Annotated in this window: 12 protein-coding genes and 1 pseudogene; 5 read left to right on the top strand and 8 right to left on the bottom strand. The window is 59.0% G+C overall.

What is annotated here, in order from left to right:
• Positions 1-8 precede the first annotated feature (8 nt).
• The 4 genes from HWE17_RS01520 to HWE17_RS01505 form a co-directional block, all read right to left on the bottom strand.
• Complete coding sequence (locus HWE17_RS01520) at positions 9-620, bottom strand: response regulator transcription factor (RefSeq protein WP_176387562.1); 612 nt, start codon at positions 618-620, stop codon at positions 9-11.
• Positions 607-2,202 (bottom strand): ATP-binding protein, encoded by a 1,596-nt coding sequence (locus HWE17_RS01515; RefSeq protein ID WP_176387560.1) that lies wholly within the window; start codon positions 2,200-2,202, stop codon positions 607-609. Before HWE17_RS01515 ends, HWE17_RS01520 begins: the two co-directional genes overlap by 14 nt.
• A 119-nt stretch (positions 2,203-2,321) precedes the next feature.
• The gene (locus HWE17_RS01510) at positions 2,322-3,710 is read right to left on the bottom strand and encodes an ATP-binding protein (RefSeq protein ID WP_176387558.1); all 1,389 of its coding nucleotides are present in this window, start codon (positions 3,708-3,710) and stop codon (positions 2,322-2,324) included.
• Complete coding sequence (locus HWE17_RS01505; RefSeq protein WP_176387556.1) at positions 3,707-4,393, bottom strand: response regulator; 687 nt, start codon at positions 4,391-4,393, stop codon at positions 3,707-3,709. Before HWE17_RS01505 ends, HWE17_RS01510 begins: the two co-directional genes overlap by 4 nt.
• A gap of 157 nt (positions 4,394-4,550) precedes the next feature.
• Between HWE17_RS01505 and HWE17_RS01500 the strand changes: the two genes are divergently transcribed.
• From HWE17_RS01500 to HWE17_RS01485, 4 genes are all read left to right on the top strand, one after another.
• Positions 4,551-5,372, top strand: a complete 822-nt coding sequence (locus HWE17_RS01500; protein WP_176387554.1) for a MipA/OmpV family protein — start codon at positions 4,551-4,553, stop codon at positions 5,370-5,372.
• Positions 5,373-5,475: 103 nt separating this feature from the next.
• Positions 5,476-6,015, top strand: coding sequence for a universal stress protein (locus HWE17_RS01495; RefSeq protein WP_176387552.1), 540 nt, complete (start codon positions 5,476-5,478; stop codon positions 6,013-6,015).
• 46 nt (positions 6,016-6,061) lie between these two features.
• Positions 6,062-7,057, top strand: a complete 996-nt coding sequence (locus HWE17_RS01490; protein WP_176387550.1) for a VirK/YbjX family protein — start codon at positions 6,062-6,064, stop codon at positions 7,055-7,057.
• A gap of 113 nt (positions 7,058-7,170) precedes the next feature.
• Positions 7,171-7,401, top strand: a complete 231-nt coding sequence (locus HWE17_RS01485) for a DUF6139 family protein (protein ID WP_035821830.1) — start codon at positions 7,171-7,173, stop codon at positions 7,399-7,401.
• A gap of 69 nt (positions 7,402-7,470) precedes the next feature.
• On the opposite strand, the gene dnaE is transcribed toward HWE17_RS01485, so the two are convergent.
• Positions 7,471-11,010, bottom strand: coding sequence for a DNA polymerase III subunit alpha (gene dnaE / locus HWE17_RS01480; protein ID WP_255206074.1), 3,540 nt, complete (start codon positions 11,008-11,010; stop codon positions 7,471-7,473).
• 137 nt (positions 11,011-11,147) lie between these two features.
• Here dnaE and HWE17_RS01475 point away from each other — a divergent pair, with 137 nt between their 5' ends.
• Complete coding sequence (locus HWE17_RS01475; RefSeq protein WP_176387549.1) at positions 11,148-12,050, top strand: sulfurtransferase; 903 nt, start codon at positions 11,148-11,150, stop codon at positions 12,048-12,050.
• A gap of 21 nt (positions 12,051-12,071) precedes the next feature.
• Here HWE17_RS01475 and HWE17_RS28565 read toward each other — a convergent pair.
• The 3 genes and pseudogenes from HWE17_RS28565 to HWE17_RS01460 form a co-directional block, all read right to left on the bottom strand.
• Positions 12,072-12,206 (bottom strand): annotated as a pseudogene (locus HWE17_RS28565) (integrase core domain-containing protein); the annotation flags it as partial.
• A gap of 271 nt (positions 12,207-12,477) precedes the next feature.
• Positions 12,478-13,734 (bottom strand): lipopolysaccharide biosynthesis protein, encoded by a 1,257-nt coding sequence (locus HWE17_RS01465; protein ID WP_176387546.1) that lies wholly within the window; start codon positions 13,732-13,734, stop codon positions 12,478-12,480.
• Between the two features lie 98 nt (positions 13,735-13,832).
• The gene (locus HWE17_RS01460; RefSeq protein ID WP_176387544.1) at positions 13,833-15,770 is read right to left on the bottom strand and encodes a nucleoside-diphosphate sugar epimerase/dehydratase; all 1,938 of its coding nucleotides are present in this window, start codon (positions 15,768-15,770) and stop codon (positions 13,833-13,835) included.
• Positions 15,771-15,814 lie beyond the last annotated feature (44 nt).

Below are 15,814 nucleotides of genomic sequence, written 5' to 3'. Positions count from 1 at the left end.
TTTAACGGCTAGCCAGCGCCCAGCATGCTGATGCGCACCAGGTCGGCCACATTATCGACACCGAGCTTGTCCATCAGGCGCGCCTTGTGCACTTCCACCGTGCGCACGGAAATGCCCAGCACAGGGGCGATATCGCGGTTGTGCTGGCCCGTCACCACCAGTTGCATCACTTCCCGCTCGCGTGGCGTCAGGGCGCGCAGCAAGGCTAACCCCTCCACCTGGCGCAGCAACTGACCGCGCGCATGCGCCTCGCGCGAAAACGCTTCCTCGATGGCTGCCAGCAGCTTGTCGTGATCAAACGGTTTTTCCAGGAAATCGCTGGCCTGCGCCTTGAAGGCCTGGCGTGCCAGGGCCACGTCGCCATGTCCCGTGATAATAATGACGGGCAGCATGCATTTGAGCTCCAGCAAGCGGCGCTGCAGGCTCAGGCCATCCATGCCCGACATGCGGATATCGACCAGCAGACAGCCGGCCCACTCGGGCCGCCAGCTGCGCAGGAAATCCTCGCCGCAGGAAAACAGGGCCGTGCGGTAGCCGCGTATGCCCAGCAGCAAACCCAGCGCATCGCGCACGGCGGGATCGTCGTCGACGATAAATACCGTCAAATTACTTGTCACCATACTCTCCTGTCGCGCCGCCACTGGCGCGCGCCAGGGGCAGGACAAAACGAAAAATGCCATGCTTGCCCACTTCGGCCCATAGCTGGCCGCCATGCGCTTCGACGATGCTGCGGCTGAGCACCAGCCCCAGACCCAGGCCGCTGGCCTTGGTCGAAACGAACGGTTCGAACAGGCGTGCCGCCAGGCTGTTGGAAATGCCGGGGCCGCTATCTTCCACGGACAAGCACAGCCGCCCGCCGTCGAGCCGCTCGGCCGAGACCGTGATGCGGCGCCGGCCGCGCGGCTGGCCCATCACCGCATCCTGCGCATTGGCCAGTAAATTACGCAGCACCAGTTCGATTTGCAGCCGGTCGGCATTGACGGCCAGCGGCGACGGCGGCGCCAGCACCAGCTCGATGCCATGCTCATGGAACAGCGGCGTGAACTGGCGCGCCATGCCCTCGATCAAGGCGCCCGCCTCCACCGCTTCGAGCTGCATCGCGCCCGTGCGGAAAAAGTCGCGCAGGCGGCGCACCACGTCCGCGGCGCGTCCCGATTCGACGATCATATGGCCCACGGCCCCCTGCAGCAAGGCGCCCGTCTCGCCCCGCTCCAGCAAGTATTCGCACGCCTTGCCATAGGTCGACAAGGCCGTCAGCGGCTGGTTCAGCTCATGCGCCAGGGCAGCCGCCATCTCGCCGGCGGCCGCCAGGCGCATCGTGTGTTTCAGTTCGTTGGATACCTGCCGCATTTCATCGACGACGATGCCGATAAAAAATCCCACCAGCGCCAGCACGGCATCGAGCAATTGCAATTCATAAAACTGGATATCGACCGCATGCGTCCATTTCACGAGAGTGATGATGCACAGTTGCAATACAAACACGGCCAGCACGGCGCCATGCAAGCCCTGGCGCGAGGCGGCCCAGATCACGGGGAGAAACAGGAAGTAGAAATGCTTGTATTCGCAACGCACGATGGAACCGAAGAGGCTCCACAGCACGAAGCTGGCCAGGGCCAGATACGCCAGGGTTTCCCAGCGCCAGACGGCGGCATGCAGGCGCTCGCGCCCCCGTTCGCTGAACAGCACCCAGATCAGCGGCATCGACACCAGCATGCCGACCATGTCGCCGATGCCGAAGCGCCACACGGCCGTACCCCATTCGCCGGCCGGGATGCGTCCCGTCAGCGACAGCAGGGAAATATAGCCGAGCGCATTGAGCACGGTGCCACACAGCACGATGGCAACCCAGGCGCTCAGGCGGCGCCGGTTGTCGAAGATGTCGCTGCTGCTGAAACTGCGGCGCAGGACTGCGCCGATACCGCCATAGCCGAGCACAAGCCACGCCGAACAGAGCAGGGTCAGGGGCAGGCCTGCGGGCATGCCGCGCACCAGCACCTCGCCGGCCACCAGGGCGATAAACCACGGCAGCGCCGCCTTGCGGCCATGAATCAGCCAAAACACGAGGCCCAGCGCGGGATCGGGATTCCAGGGCGTTATGTTCAAACCGTACATCGGATCGATATACGTGGCCCAGTCAAACAGCAGATACAGGCCGACAAAGGCGGGATACGGCAGGTAGCGGGACAGGAAGGGGCGCATAACGGTGTTTTTTTAACTGTCCCGCATTATGCATCGCAAGCGTGCGCCACGCCATGCCATCTTGCGTTATATGCACATGCCATAATCTTCATGCAATGCCGCAAGGGGCGCCGGCGCAGTCAGGCCTCGGCCAGCGGCAAGCGCACCTCCACCAGCAAGCCCAGGCCGCCATTACCTCTATGCAACTGAATCGTGCCGCCGTGCTGGCGCACGACAGACGCGACGATGGACAAGCCCAGTCCGCTGCCCGGCTGCGCCTGCTGCGGCGCGCGGAAAAAGCGGTCGAACACGCGGTCATACAGGGCCGGCGCGATGCCCGGCCCCTGATCGGCCACATGCAACACGGCCTGGCCCCGTTCCGCATGCAGCGACACCGTCACGCTGCTGCCGCGCGGACTGTACTTGATGGCGTTCTCCACCAGGTTGTCGATCAGCGAGACCAGGCTTTCGCGCTGTCCGGCTACGCTGAGCGAGACGCTGGCTTGCAATTCGAGTTCGATATCGCACGCCTGGGCCAGGCCGGACAAGGCCGCCAGACGGTCTTGCAGCAAGGTATCGAGCGCCTGCCGCCGCGACAACTCGCCCCCGCCCGCCTGCACTTCGCTGCGCGTCAGTTGCAGCAGCTGGCCCACCAGGCGCGCGGCGCGGTTGCCGCTGTTCACAATACCGTCCAGCAGCTCTTGCTGGCGTGCATCATGCGCCTGCCCCTGCAGAGCCTCGACATTCACGCGCATGGCCGCCAGCGGCGTGCGCAGCTCATGCGTGGCGTCGGCGATGAAGCTGCGTTCGCGCGCGGCACTGGCATCGACCCGCTGCAGCAGGGCATTGATATTGTCGACCAGCGCCGCCAGTTCGCCATGCGGCGGCTTGAAGGCCAACGGCCGCAAATCCTGCGGTCCGCGCGCCGCCACCTCCTGCGCCACCTTGCGCCATGGGCGCATGGCCAGGCGGATCGACAGCCAGGCAGGCACCAGCAGGAACGGCAGGCTGATCAGCAGCGGCAGCAGGTAGTAGCCGCGTGAATTGATCGTGATGAAAAATTGCCAGGCGCCGCCCACCTCCAGCACCGTCACGCGGGTGGTCCCTTCGGCCAGGCTGCGGCTGCGCCAGGCCTGGCCCTTGATATACACCACCTCCATCTGCTCCGGGCCGGCGCTGCGGATGCCGCTGGGTGCATCGGGGGACTTGTAGACCAGCTTGCCTTCGCGCCAGACGAGGATGCGCGGCGCAAGCTCCGGCACCTGCCCCATCTCAAACTCCTCGCGCAAGGCTTCGTCGATGGCGCGCAAGCTTTGCTCCTGGCGCTGCGGCTGTTCGGCCAGGTTATCGGCCACGCTGACAATGGCGTGCAACACGCCACGGGTCACATTGCTCGCTTCGCCCGCGCCCTCGACCAGCACATACGCCACGGCCAGGCTCCACAGCACGGTCAGCATCAGCATTTGCGCGACCATCAGGCGGCGCACCAGCGTGGGCCGGCGCAACATGGCCCAGAAACGCCGCATCATGCGCCGGCACCCGGCGAAGTGGCTGTCTCGCCCTGCTGGTCGATGACATAGCCGACGCCGCGCACGGTACGGATATAACCTTCGCCGATCTTGCGACGCAGGTTGCCCATATGCACATCCAAGGTATTGCTGGCATTGGCCAGCCCGCCGGGCAGGATGTGTTCTTCCAGCACGCGGCGCGTGATGACCCGGTTGGCACGCATCAGCAAGGTCTTCAGCAGCGCATATTCACTGGCCGTCAACTCCACGGGCCGCCCATGCACGCTGACACGGCGCGTGGGCACCTGCAGCAGCAGGCCGCGCAATTCGATGGTGTCGCCGTCAAAGCCATAGCTGCGGCGCGCCAGGGCGCGCACGCGCGACAGCAGCTCGGCCAGCACGAACGGTTTCACCAGGTAATCGTCGGCGCCGCCATCGAGGCCCCGCAAGCGCTGTTCCAGCGTATCGCGGGCGCTGAGGATCAGCACCGGCAGACGGGCCGCGCGCAGGCGGGCCAGCAAATCAAGGCCATCGCCGTCGGGCAAGCCCAGGTCCAGCAACACCAGCTCGCAACTGTCGTGCTCGATGCTGCGCGCCGCATCCTCCAGGCTGCGCACCCAGACCACTTGCATGCCCTGGTCGCGCAGGGCGATCCGCACGCCATTGCCCAGGTCCATATCGTCTTCAATCAGCAGTATCTTCATGGTGAGTATTAAACCACCGCAAGCTGAAGAATGGGTAAAGAAGCGCTCTTCATGCAATCTTAATAAAAGGCTCAGTTTTCCTTCATGGCAAGGATGAATACTGTCAGCAGTCAATCGAGCCACTCCGGACTCGGTTCTCCACCTGACGGAAAACTCCATGCACGCACCCACAACCCTGCTGACCGCGCTGGCACTCGCCAGCGGCATGATCCTCAACCCGCTGGCCGCCGCGGCGGCCGAACCCGCCGCGGAAAATGTTTTCACCATCGGCGGCGGCGTCGCTGCCGTATCCAGCTATTCCGGCGCCGACAAGCTGTCGGCCTCGCCCCTGATCATCCTCGACTACGCCATGGCCAATGGCCTGTTCATCAGCACCTCGCGCGGCCTCGGTTATGGCGGCCAGGCCGGGCCCTTCAGCTACAGCGCCGCACTGGGCTACCGCGGCAAGCGCGAAGACCACAAGCGCACGGGCGTTAACGGCTTCGGCGGCAGCGATTACCTGAAGGGCATGGGCGAAGTCAAGGGCAATGCCAGCGCCCTGCTCAGCGCTGGCTATTCGCCCCTGCCGGGCCTGTCGCTGAGCGTGTCGAGCGACATTCCCCTGTCGAACCGCGAAAACGGCGCGAATGTGCATTTCGGCGCGACGGGCCAGGTCTACGGCAGGTCCGATGCCAAGGGCATGCAAAAGGACAGCGTGACCATCGGCGGCCAGCTGGGCTGGGGCGAGCGCAAGTACGTGCAGACCATGTATGGCGTGACGGCCACCCAGGCGGCGAATACCTCGTTCAAGCAATACACGCCCAAAGGCGGTTTCTATGAAGCGCAGGCCACCGTCAACTGGGAGCACCGCATCGATGCGCGCTGGGGCGTCAACACGCTGATCGGCGTCGAGAGCCGCCTGGGCGACGCGGCAAAAAGCCCCATCGTGCAGCGCAAGACTTCGCCGATCGGCGCCGTGTACGTCACCTACCGCTATTAAAACAAGCGCGGCATAAGGGGAACCCGTACGCTGTTTCGCCAATTTACAGAGGGGAATGGCATGGATACCATGACCTGGTTTTCCGACTATGGCCATCCCTTCCATGCATGCAACGCGCCTTGCCCCGCAACGCCACCGCGCCCCGGGCAACGCTGCGGGCGCAGGCGGCAAGCCGGACCAGGATACCTTGCTGCTGCTCTTGCCCGTCAAGCGCGCCAGCGACATCATCTACGGCGCGCGCTACGCCAGGCGCCTGCAGGAATGGGGTATCCAGGTCAGCATCCGCCTGCTGCACGTGACACCGGCGCCAGCGCGCCAGGCCGATGATTTGCCCCGGCACATTGCCGGCGCATGCCATGCGCTGGACCCGGCCACGCAGCAGATGCTGCACGAGGCGGGACTGTACCTGAGCCGTTCGCAGCTCGCCTTCAGCACGCATATTTTCGCCGGCGAGCTGCTGTTTACGATCCTTGATACGGCTGAACTGCTCGGCTGCCACGAAATCGTCCTGCCGGCACTGCGGCACAGTCCCTGGCAGCGCCGTTTTGCCGGAGCGCTGGCGCGCAAGCTGGCGCGCGCCACGCGCAGCGCCACGGTCTTGCTGGCCGATAGCGACGGCATGAGCGGGACGCCGCCGGCCTGAAGCGCCACCGGCGCTCCCCCATCCACATTCACATGGACACCCTTTGATGACACAAGCCATTACCCTGCACGCGGGCCTGAGCAATATGCCGCCAGGCATATCACGCGTGCGCGAGCTGCTCAAGCTGCAATTGCGGGCACAGCTGCAGCGCCGGCAGACGCGCATCTGGCTGCAACTGCTCAATTCGCACCCCGTGTTCCGGGACTTGCTGCAAGCCTATCCGCGCCTGATGCACAAGGTGTACCGCCCTTACCTGAGCACGAACCTGTCGTGCCGCCAGCGCGTCGCCTTGCTGGTCGAGCACTATCATTTCATCCTGCAACAGGGCTGGGGCAAGTTGATGACGCAGGCGGCGCACGCGCCCGTGCGCCTGGGCTCCGTGCCGGGAAAATCGGGTGCGCCCTACCATCTGCAGCTGTGTTCGCTACAACCGATGGACCGTGAAGGCGAAATGGTCTTGCAACTGGCACATGGCGATGACGTGATCTACTCGGTCGCGTTTAGCTTTTTCGGTTCCCGCGCACCCGCCAGCATGGGCGTGGGCATCGGCTGCATCCAGGGTCCGCGCGGCGCGGAAGGCTTGCGCCGCGTGCGCGAGGCTACCCGCGACCTGCACGGCATGCGCCCCAAGGCCCTGATGGTGCGCCTGGTGCGCCAGCTGGGACATGATCATGGCTGCCGCAATATGGTGCTTGTAGGCAACGCCAACCGCGCCGTCCACCATTCCGCCAAAAAGGGCCGTCTGTTCGCCGACTATAATTCCCTTTGGCAAGAACTTGGCGCCCAGGAACGCAAGGATGGCGATTTTGAGCTGCCATGCGAAAACTTGCCCCTGCCTGCCCTGGACGAGATTCCATCAAAAAAACGCTCGGAAGCACGCAAACGCCACGAACTGACGCTGGCCATGATCAGCAGCCTGCGTAGCGGTCTCGACGCTCATCGCAGTCTGGCTCAAGTCGCTGCGGCCAATGCGGCAGCGACCAAGGAAGTACGGCAAGCGGCCGATCTGGACGACGAAGACTACGCCTCCGCCACCGCCTGAGCGTCCGCTGGCGGCACACGCTTCAACCCATGCGCGGCCCAATCCTGTTACGCTAGCGCTATCGGCATGCACTGCGGTGCGCCGGTTCCCCCAACGCTTACTAGGAGGCATTCATGCGCGTAGACATCTACCGCCGGGCCGAGCACGACGGCATTTTTTCCTACCTCGCCGTGCCGGAAGGAAAGCTCATTCCGGAAGAAGTGACCAATACCGACTGGCAAATCGAAGCGCGCGCCAGCGAAGTGGCAGACGATGCCGAGATCTTGCCCAACTACCATATCGAACAGCCGCACCAGCAGATCGCCGCCAAGGGCTATGCGATCACGGGCCTGAAAGACATGTAAACGAAAAAAGCCAAACCTGCATGTCCGCGGTTTGGCTTTGGCTTTGCTACATGCGCCGGGTGGTGCCGGTCAGTATTCGACCGCCACCTCTTGCGCGCCCAGCATTTGCTCCAGCGCCATCTGCAATTCATCCGATGGCGCCACTTTCCACTCGTCGCCAAACTGCAGCACACAACTGACGCCTTGCGGGCTGACCTTGGCAGCGATCGGCAGTCCGTCCGCGGCCCGGTGCGGCGTGATCACGTCGCTGATGCGTTTCATGTCCAGCGTCGTGGGCAAGGTCAAGCCCAGCTGGCGGCCATACTGTACGCGCGCGGAAATGATGTCGAAGGCGCTCTCGGCCGTGATGCGCAAGCCGCCCGAAAAACGGTCTTCAGACACCTTGCCCACGACGGCCAGGAATTCATCTTCCTTGAAAATTTTCCGGTTGGAATCGAACAGTTCGCCGTACACCGTCACTTCCACCGTGCCGCTCTTGTCGTCCAGGGTGACGATGAGGATCTTGCCGCGCTGCGTCATCTGCGTGCGCAAACCCGTGATGACGCCGGCCATCATGCGCGGTTCGCGCGATGGCGACAGTTCCGACAATTTCGTGCGCGCAAAACGGCGCGCCTCGGGCGCATACGAATCGAACAGGTGGCCGGATAGGTAAAAGCCCAGCGCAATCTTTTCTTCCGTCAATCGCTGCTTGTCACTCCACACAGGCACCTTGACGTACTCGGGCGGCGCCACCATGTCGCTGTCGTCGCCGCCGAACAGGCTCACCTGGTTTGCCGCCTTGGCGGCCTGGTCCGCGCATTCCATGGCGAAGGCCACGGACGCGAGCAGGATGGCGCGGTCGACCTTCAGGCAATCGAAGGCACCGCTGCGTATCAGCGACTCGATGGTGCGGCGGTTGATCTGCTTCTTGTCCACGCGCTTGCAGAAATCGAACAGGCTCGTGAAGGGGCCGCCTGCCTCGCGCGCGGCGATGATGGCTTCGATGGCGTTCTGGCCCGAACCTTTCACGGCGCCCAGGCCATAGCGAATCTGCGTGACTTTCTTGCCGCTCACGGACGGCGGCGCGCCGCTCGGCGTGAAGCGGTAGTCCGATGCGTTGATATCCGGCGGCAACAAGGTCAGCTTGCAGATTTCCAGCGAATCTTCCACCAGGATCTTGATCTTGTCCGTGTCGTCCATGGCCAGCGACAAGTTGGCGGCCATGAAGGCGGCCGTGTGGTGCGCTTTCAAATAGGCCGTGTGATACGACAGCAGAGCGTAAGCGGCGGCGTGCGATTTATTAAAACCGTAGCCGGCGAACTTTTCCATCAAGTCGAAGATCTCGTCGGCCTTTTCCGCCGTCAAGCCATCTTTCGCCGCACCGGCGCGGAAGATCTCGCGGTGCTCGGCCATCTCTTCGGCCTTCTTTTTACCCATGGCGCGGCGCAGCATGTCGGCGCCGCCCAGCGAGTAGCCGCCGACGATCTGCGCCATCTGCATCACCTGCTCCTGATACACCATGATGCCGTAGGTTTCGGACAGAATCGATTCCGTGCGCGGATCGGGATAATCGAAACGCTCACCGTGCTTGCGCTTGCAGAAGTCGGGAATCAGGTCCATCGGGCCCGGACGGTACAAGGCCACCAGCGCGATAATGTCTTCGAAGCGGTCGGGACGCGCATCTTTCAGCATGCCCTGCATGCCGCGCGACTCGAGCTGGAACACGGCCACGGTCTTGGCCTTGGTCAGCAAGTCATACGACGGCTTGTCATTCAGCGGCAAGGTGGCCAGGTCGAAATTGGCCTGCGCGGGATCGAGCTGCTTGATGTAGCGCACGGCGCGGTCAAGGATGGTGAGGGTCGTCAGACCCAAGAAGTCGAACTTCACGAGGCCGACGGCCTCCACGTCATCCTTGTCGTACTGCGACACGACGCCCGAGTCGCCGCCCTGCGTGTACAGCGGGCAGAAATCCGTCAGCTTGCCCGGAGCGATCAGCACGCCACCCGCGTGCATGCCGATATTGCGCGTGATGCCTTCGACTTGCTGCGCCAGGTCCAGCAACTGCTTGACCTCTTCCTCGTTTTCCAGGCGCTCCTTGAGCAGCGGTTCTTCCTCGATGGCATCGGCGATCGACACGGGTTTGCCCGGCTTGAACGGGATCAGCTTCGAGATGCCGTCGCAGAAGTTGTAACCGAAATCCATCACGCGGCCCACGTCGCGGATCGCGCCCTTGGCCGCCATGGTACCGAAGGTGGCGATCTGCGAGACGGCCTCCTTGCCATACAAATCCTTGACGTGCTGAATGACCCGGTCGCGCCCTTCCTGGCAAAAGTCGATATCGAAGTCGGGCATCGAGACGCGTTCTGGATTCAAAAAACGCTCAAACAGCAGGTTGTACTGCAATGGGTCAAGGTCGGTAATAAGCAGCGAATACGCCACCAGCGAACCTGCGCCCGAACCGCGGCCCGGACCGACGGGCACGCCGTTTTCCTTGGCCCACTGGATAAACTCGGCCACGATCAGGAAGTAGCCGGGGAACTTCATGTTGCAAATCGTGTCCGTCTCGAACTTCAACCGCGACTCGTAGCGCGGGCGCTCCTTTTCACGGCGCTCGGCATCGGGATATAGCTGCAACAAACGCTTTTCCAGGCCCGCCTGCGACTCGGCAACGAGGAACTGGTCGATCGTCATGCCTTCGGGCGTGGGGAAGTTCGGCAGCTGCGGTTTGCCCAGGGTCAAGGTCAAATTGCAGCGTTTGGCGATTTCCACGGAATTGGCCAGCGCGGCCGGCAAGTCGGCGAACAATTCGGCCATGTCGGCCTGCGACAGGAAACGCTGGCTGTCGTTGAAACGTTTCACGCGCTTGGCGTTGGCCAGCATTTCGCCTTCGGCGATACAGGTGCGGGCTTCGTGGGCAATAAATTCTTCTGGGGAAATAAATTGCACGGGATGCGTGGCGACAACAGGCAAGCCCAGCTTGGCCGCCAGTGCCACCGCATGGCGCACCTGCGCTTCCTGATTGGCCTGGCCGCCGCGCTGGATTTCGACATAGAAATGGCCAGGGAAAATCTCGGCCCAGCGCTGCGCGTTGCGTTCGGCCAGGGCCAGGTTGCCATTCTCGATAGCGATGCCGACATCGCCAAAGTGCGCGCCGGACAGCACGATCAAGCCATTCGCCGCGCTTTCGCCCGGGTACAGGTCATAGGTATTCGTCGCCAGCGCCTGCAGCCACTCGATGCGCAGCTCGGCGCGGCCCTTGTACTGGTTCGTCAGCCAGGCCGTCGACAGCAGTTCGCACAGTTGCAGATAGCCCATGCGGTTCTTCGCCAGCAACAGCAAGCGCGACGGTTTTTCGCGGTTGTCGTCATTCGTGATCCACACGTCGACGCCGACGATGGGCTTGATGCCCTTGCCGCGCGCTTCCTTGTAGAACTTGACCATGCCAAACAGGTTCGACAGGTCGGTGACGGCCAGCGCCACCTGCTTGTCCTTCGCCGCCGCCTTGACCACGTCGTCGATGCGCACCAGGCCATCGACGATCGAGTACTCCGAGTGCACGCGCAAGTGGACGAAGGCAGGACCGGGCTGCATCGCTTGCTGTGAACCTGCCGGAGCGCCGGCCTCTTGCATTACCATTTCCATCCTGTGTACCGTTTCGTGCAAAATTCAATGGGGTCTATTCTACCGCGTCGCGGGTGCGGACCGGGTATCCTGCCTGGCCTGTCGGGCTTATAATATCGGCTGTTCAGTCTAAGCCGATCGCCATCATGCAAGCCATCACCCCAGCAACACCCGCCGTTTCCGCCGCCGCCAGCCCGCTGGCCGCCTCGTTTGTCAATATCGCCGCGTATAAATTCATCACGCTCGACGATACGGAAGCCATGCGCCCCTTGTATCAAGAGCAATGCCTGGTGCTGGAACTGAAGGGCACGATCCTGCTGACGCCGGAAGGCATCAATATGTTCCTGTCGGGCACGCGCGAGCATATCGACAGCTTTCTCGCCTGGGTGCGCAGCGACGAGCGTCTGGCCGATCTGGAATGGAAGGAAAGCTTGTCGAACGAGCAATCGCACAAGCGCATGCTGGTCAAGCTGAAAAAAGAAATCATCACCATGCGCATGCCGCTGATCAAGCCGGAACTGGGCCGCGCCCCGTCCGTCGATGCACATACGCTCAAGCGCTGGCTCGATGCCGGCGTCGACGATGCAGGCAAGCCCGTGGTCATGATGGAAACGCGCAACGCCTTTGAAGTGGATGTGGGCACGTTCAACAACACGCTTGATTACCGCATCGACAAGTTTACGGAATTCCCGGCCGTGGCCGCCGCGCACAAGGATGAACTGGAAGGCAAGACCGTCGTCACCTTCTGCACGGGCGGCATCCGCTGCGAAAAGGCCGCCATCCACATGAAGGAAATCGGCTACGACAGCGTGTACCAGCTCGACGGCGGCATCCTGAAGTATTTCGAGGAAGTCGGCGGCGAGCACTATACGGGCGACTGCTTCGTGTTCGACTACCGCACGGCGCTGAACCCGAAACTGGAACCGACGGAAACGGTGCAATGCTTCGTCTGCCGCGCCGTCGTCACGCCGCGCCAGCAGCTGGCGCCGGAATATGTGTATGAAGTGTCATGCCCGCATTGCTACGTGTCCAGTCCTAAAATAGGTTGACAGTGTTTCTTGCTGCATACACGCCTGATCAACCGTATAGGGCGTTCTGTATTGCAAGGCCGTGTGCGGCCGTTCCTGATTATAGATCCGCACCGATTGCGCCACCATTTTGCTCGCCTATTTCAGGTCTGAAGGTCGATTCAGCAAGATTTCGCCTTCAGAATACCGCTGATCCGTTCAGCCGTAAGCGTCCGTTCACTCTTTCGATTACCCATATCTTTCTGAGGCGAGATTTAACTCCAGAATGGGGCAATGGTAAAAATAAGACTTGATTGATAAGGCTTGAGCGCGCCAGACAAAACGGTCATGGCAACGCCGTGTTGCCTGGCTCTGAACGTCTTGTGCGGCACTCTCAAACGTGGCGCCTCGAACGCTTGTCGTGAAAGGCGCGACACTATAAGTAAAAAATCAGGCGTAACTCCCGGCCTTAGACGCTCTTTTTCCGAATGACATTAAGCCACAAGTGATAACCCAATACCAAGATCGAGGAGGTCAGTAAGCCAATCAGCATACTCAATATTAGCGCAGGCCCCAAACGGCTTGAACGGCGCTCGGGCAGGCTAGGACCAGCAATAAACCGGGTCTTTTCCAGATACAAATTCACTGCAGTCTGATTCCCGATACTGATTTTATTGTAGACCTCCTTCACTACCTCATTGCCCATGTCTTTATTTTTGAAGACGCTGTCCTTAATACCATCCAATCCACGCAAAATCGACTCACCAGACTTGTTAGTGTCGAGCAATGCTTTTGCCTTGTCGACATACTCAAGCAACAATAGGTTTTGTTGTTGCTCCCGTCTTAACTCGATAATATCCTCACTGGTGCTCAGAGTATCGACCTCGTTTGACATCAGGTGAGTAAGCGGTGACAGATAGCGTGAATTTTCAGGAGTGACCGATAGCACTTGATTAACGGCCTGTTTATTTGATTCAGGATATTGCGCAACGATCTGCTTCAAGGTAATGCCTTTGCGCTTGTACATCTCCATTTTTTCCTTTAACTCAATCATCTTGTTATCGAGTTTGGAAATTTTTGCCGTTATTTCAGTATGCTTGAAACGCAAGTCATCCGAATAGATCAAATAAATTATGCTATCCATCGCATAGCGTCCCAGAATCCTGACCATGTTTTGCGCATCCTGAGGATTGCCAGTTTCATATTTAATACGTAAACCAATAACGTTATTTGCTCCATCTTTAGGCTGAGTCATCAATTCTTTGGCATCGGTCTTGGTATAGGAATACACCGGATCAAATAATGACGAAACAGTTTCTTTGGACTGAAATGCTCTGCGCAAACCACCAACTGAGGCTACGTCCGCCATCTTACTCTGCTGTACAAACTCGTCAAAACGCCCACTGGTGCTAAATAATGCAGCATAACGCTTATAATCAGCGAGCGAAATACCCGGACTGGCATCCTGATCAATCTTATTACCGGCACTGGTATCCTGCTCAATCTTTTCTTTGGGCATCGGAATAGCACCACCAAACTGCAGAAAAGCTTCGCTTTTATACTGTGCAGTCGATAATGTGTATGCCCCACCTAAAACCGCAGCCAAAGCCATGCCACCAAAAATAGGTTTTCGCGCTCGCCACAATATACTCAATATATCGCTCAAAAAAATCAGGTGATCGTTGTTAGTGGAACTTTCAGGTTTTAATTCATCCAAATTTTTCATAGATCTTTTTTGTCAATTATAAAACAATATACGATGCTACGCATTGTATTGCATAGCTCTATGCACTGCACTATCTCAGACACAGTTAGCTTTCATTTTCAGTACAGAGCAGGTGTTGCCACGATTGACTGTCGCATATCGGTTTTTCTATGCGCGCACCAAATTAAATCTTCAATATCACATTGGGGCGCATATTCCGTAACCACTCGCAATAACAAAACACGCACGGCCTCGTGATCGAATTTCTCACAAGCATAAGTCAATTCCGTCAGCAAACCATCCAATTGACTCCAGGGTATTTCCGCTTCTTGCGCACGCATAATCAAAGGGTGTTCGGTACCTTCGACGTTTTCACCAATCAACAACTCTTCGTATAATTTCTCTCCGGGGCGCAAGCCTATATGCTGAATCTCTATCGTACCTTCCGGCGTCAATTCGCTCCGCACCTCCAGGCCACTCAAATGCACCATGCGTTTTGCCAGATCGACAATTTTCACCGGCACGCCCATGTCAAGTACAAACACATCGCCACCAGAGCCCATCGCGCCAGCCTGCAATACCAGTTGTGCAGCCTCTGGTATTGTCATAAAATAACGTGTTATTTCAGGATGGGTGACGGTGATCGGGCCGCCTGCCATAATTTGTTTACGAAACAGCGGAACCACGGAACCAGAAGACCCCAGCACATTTCCAAAGCGAACCATACAAAATCGGGTCTGATCCTGTTTACGAGCGAAGGCTTGCAAAATCAGCTCGGCGAGCCTCTTGGTTGCCCCCATCACATTCGTCGGACGTACCGCTTTATCAGTTGAGATCAAAACGAAACGTTTGACATTCGCTGCTATTGCCGCCCGCGCCATACTTAAGGTGCCAAGAGCATTATTTCGTATTCCCTCGATCGGGTTATGCTCCACTAATGGCACATGCTTGTAAGCGGCAGCGTGATATACCGTTTCAACACCGAATGTACGCAAGATTTTTTCACACTTTTGCGTTTCCAACACAGAACCGAGAAATGGTTTCAGATCAACATCACTATTAAGCGCGGCCCGCAAGCCTTGTAACTCTTGTTCGATCGAATACAAGGCAAACTCTGACATTTCCAACAAGATCATTTGAGCGGGCCGCTGACGCAATATCTGGCGGCACAATTCGGAACCGATCGAACCACCTGCACCAGTCACCATCACAGATTTGCCAGTGATATACATCGCCATCAAATCATGATTGGGTTCAACCGCATCGCGGCCGAGCAAATCTTCAATCTCGATTTCACGCATATCTTGTAGACTCGCCGAACCATGAATTAGGTTCTTGATAGGCGGCGCCACTAGAGTTTTGATCTTGAGTGGTTCAAGCTTGTCAAGAATACGGCGCTGTTGTGCCTTGGACAAGGATGGCATTGCGACCAATATCTTGGTGATTTTCTTGCTGGCCGCCATTTCCCGTAGCGCTTCTGGAGCATATACCCGAATGCCCGCAATGGTTGCTCCCTGCAACTCTTTCTTATCGTCAACAAACATGACAGGACGATATTCTCCGGCGTGGCTCAAGGCTTGCGCAAGTTGATTTCCAGAAACACCAGCGCCATAAATGGCGACACGGACACTATCGACAACCTTACTGGCATGTGCAAAATAACCACGCGCGGCAAAGCGACTGGCAGCGACATACATGATAGCACCACCCCAGTAAATACCGAAGACGCCACGCGACAAACCAGCCATGCTAGTGGTGAAGACCGTCAACGCCAACAGCGCGGCAACAGAAAAAGTGACACCGAACAGCACCATGTAGACTATTTTGTAGTCGATGAAGCGGATAACCGCCCGATACAGTCCCAACTTAATAAAAATTGGAATCGAGATCAACGGGGCAATCGCGATGAGCCAGATATACGGACGGACGATCGCAACACTGAAACCATCAAAACGCAAAAAGATTGCCACCAAAAAAGTCAATGGCAAAAAAATTAGATCCGCCGTAACTGCAACGGTCTGCTTATGCAGGCGAGGTGAATTTAATAACAACGTCATTAATGATAACCAATAAAATAGAGATCGTGAGAAGCCAGGTACGG

This window comes from Janthinobacterium sp. BJB401 (assembly GCF_013372745.1).
Lineage (GTDB): Bacteria > Pseudomonadota > Gammaproteobacteria > Burkholderiales > Burkholderiaceae_D > Janthinobacterium > Janthinobacterium rivuli.
Note: the sequence above shows the minus strand (reverse complement) of the source record. Positions and strands in the feature narration are given on the sequence as shown.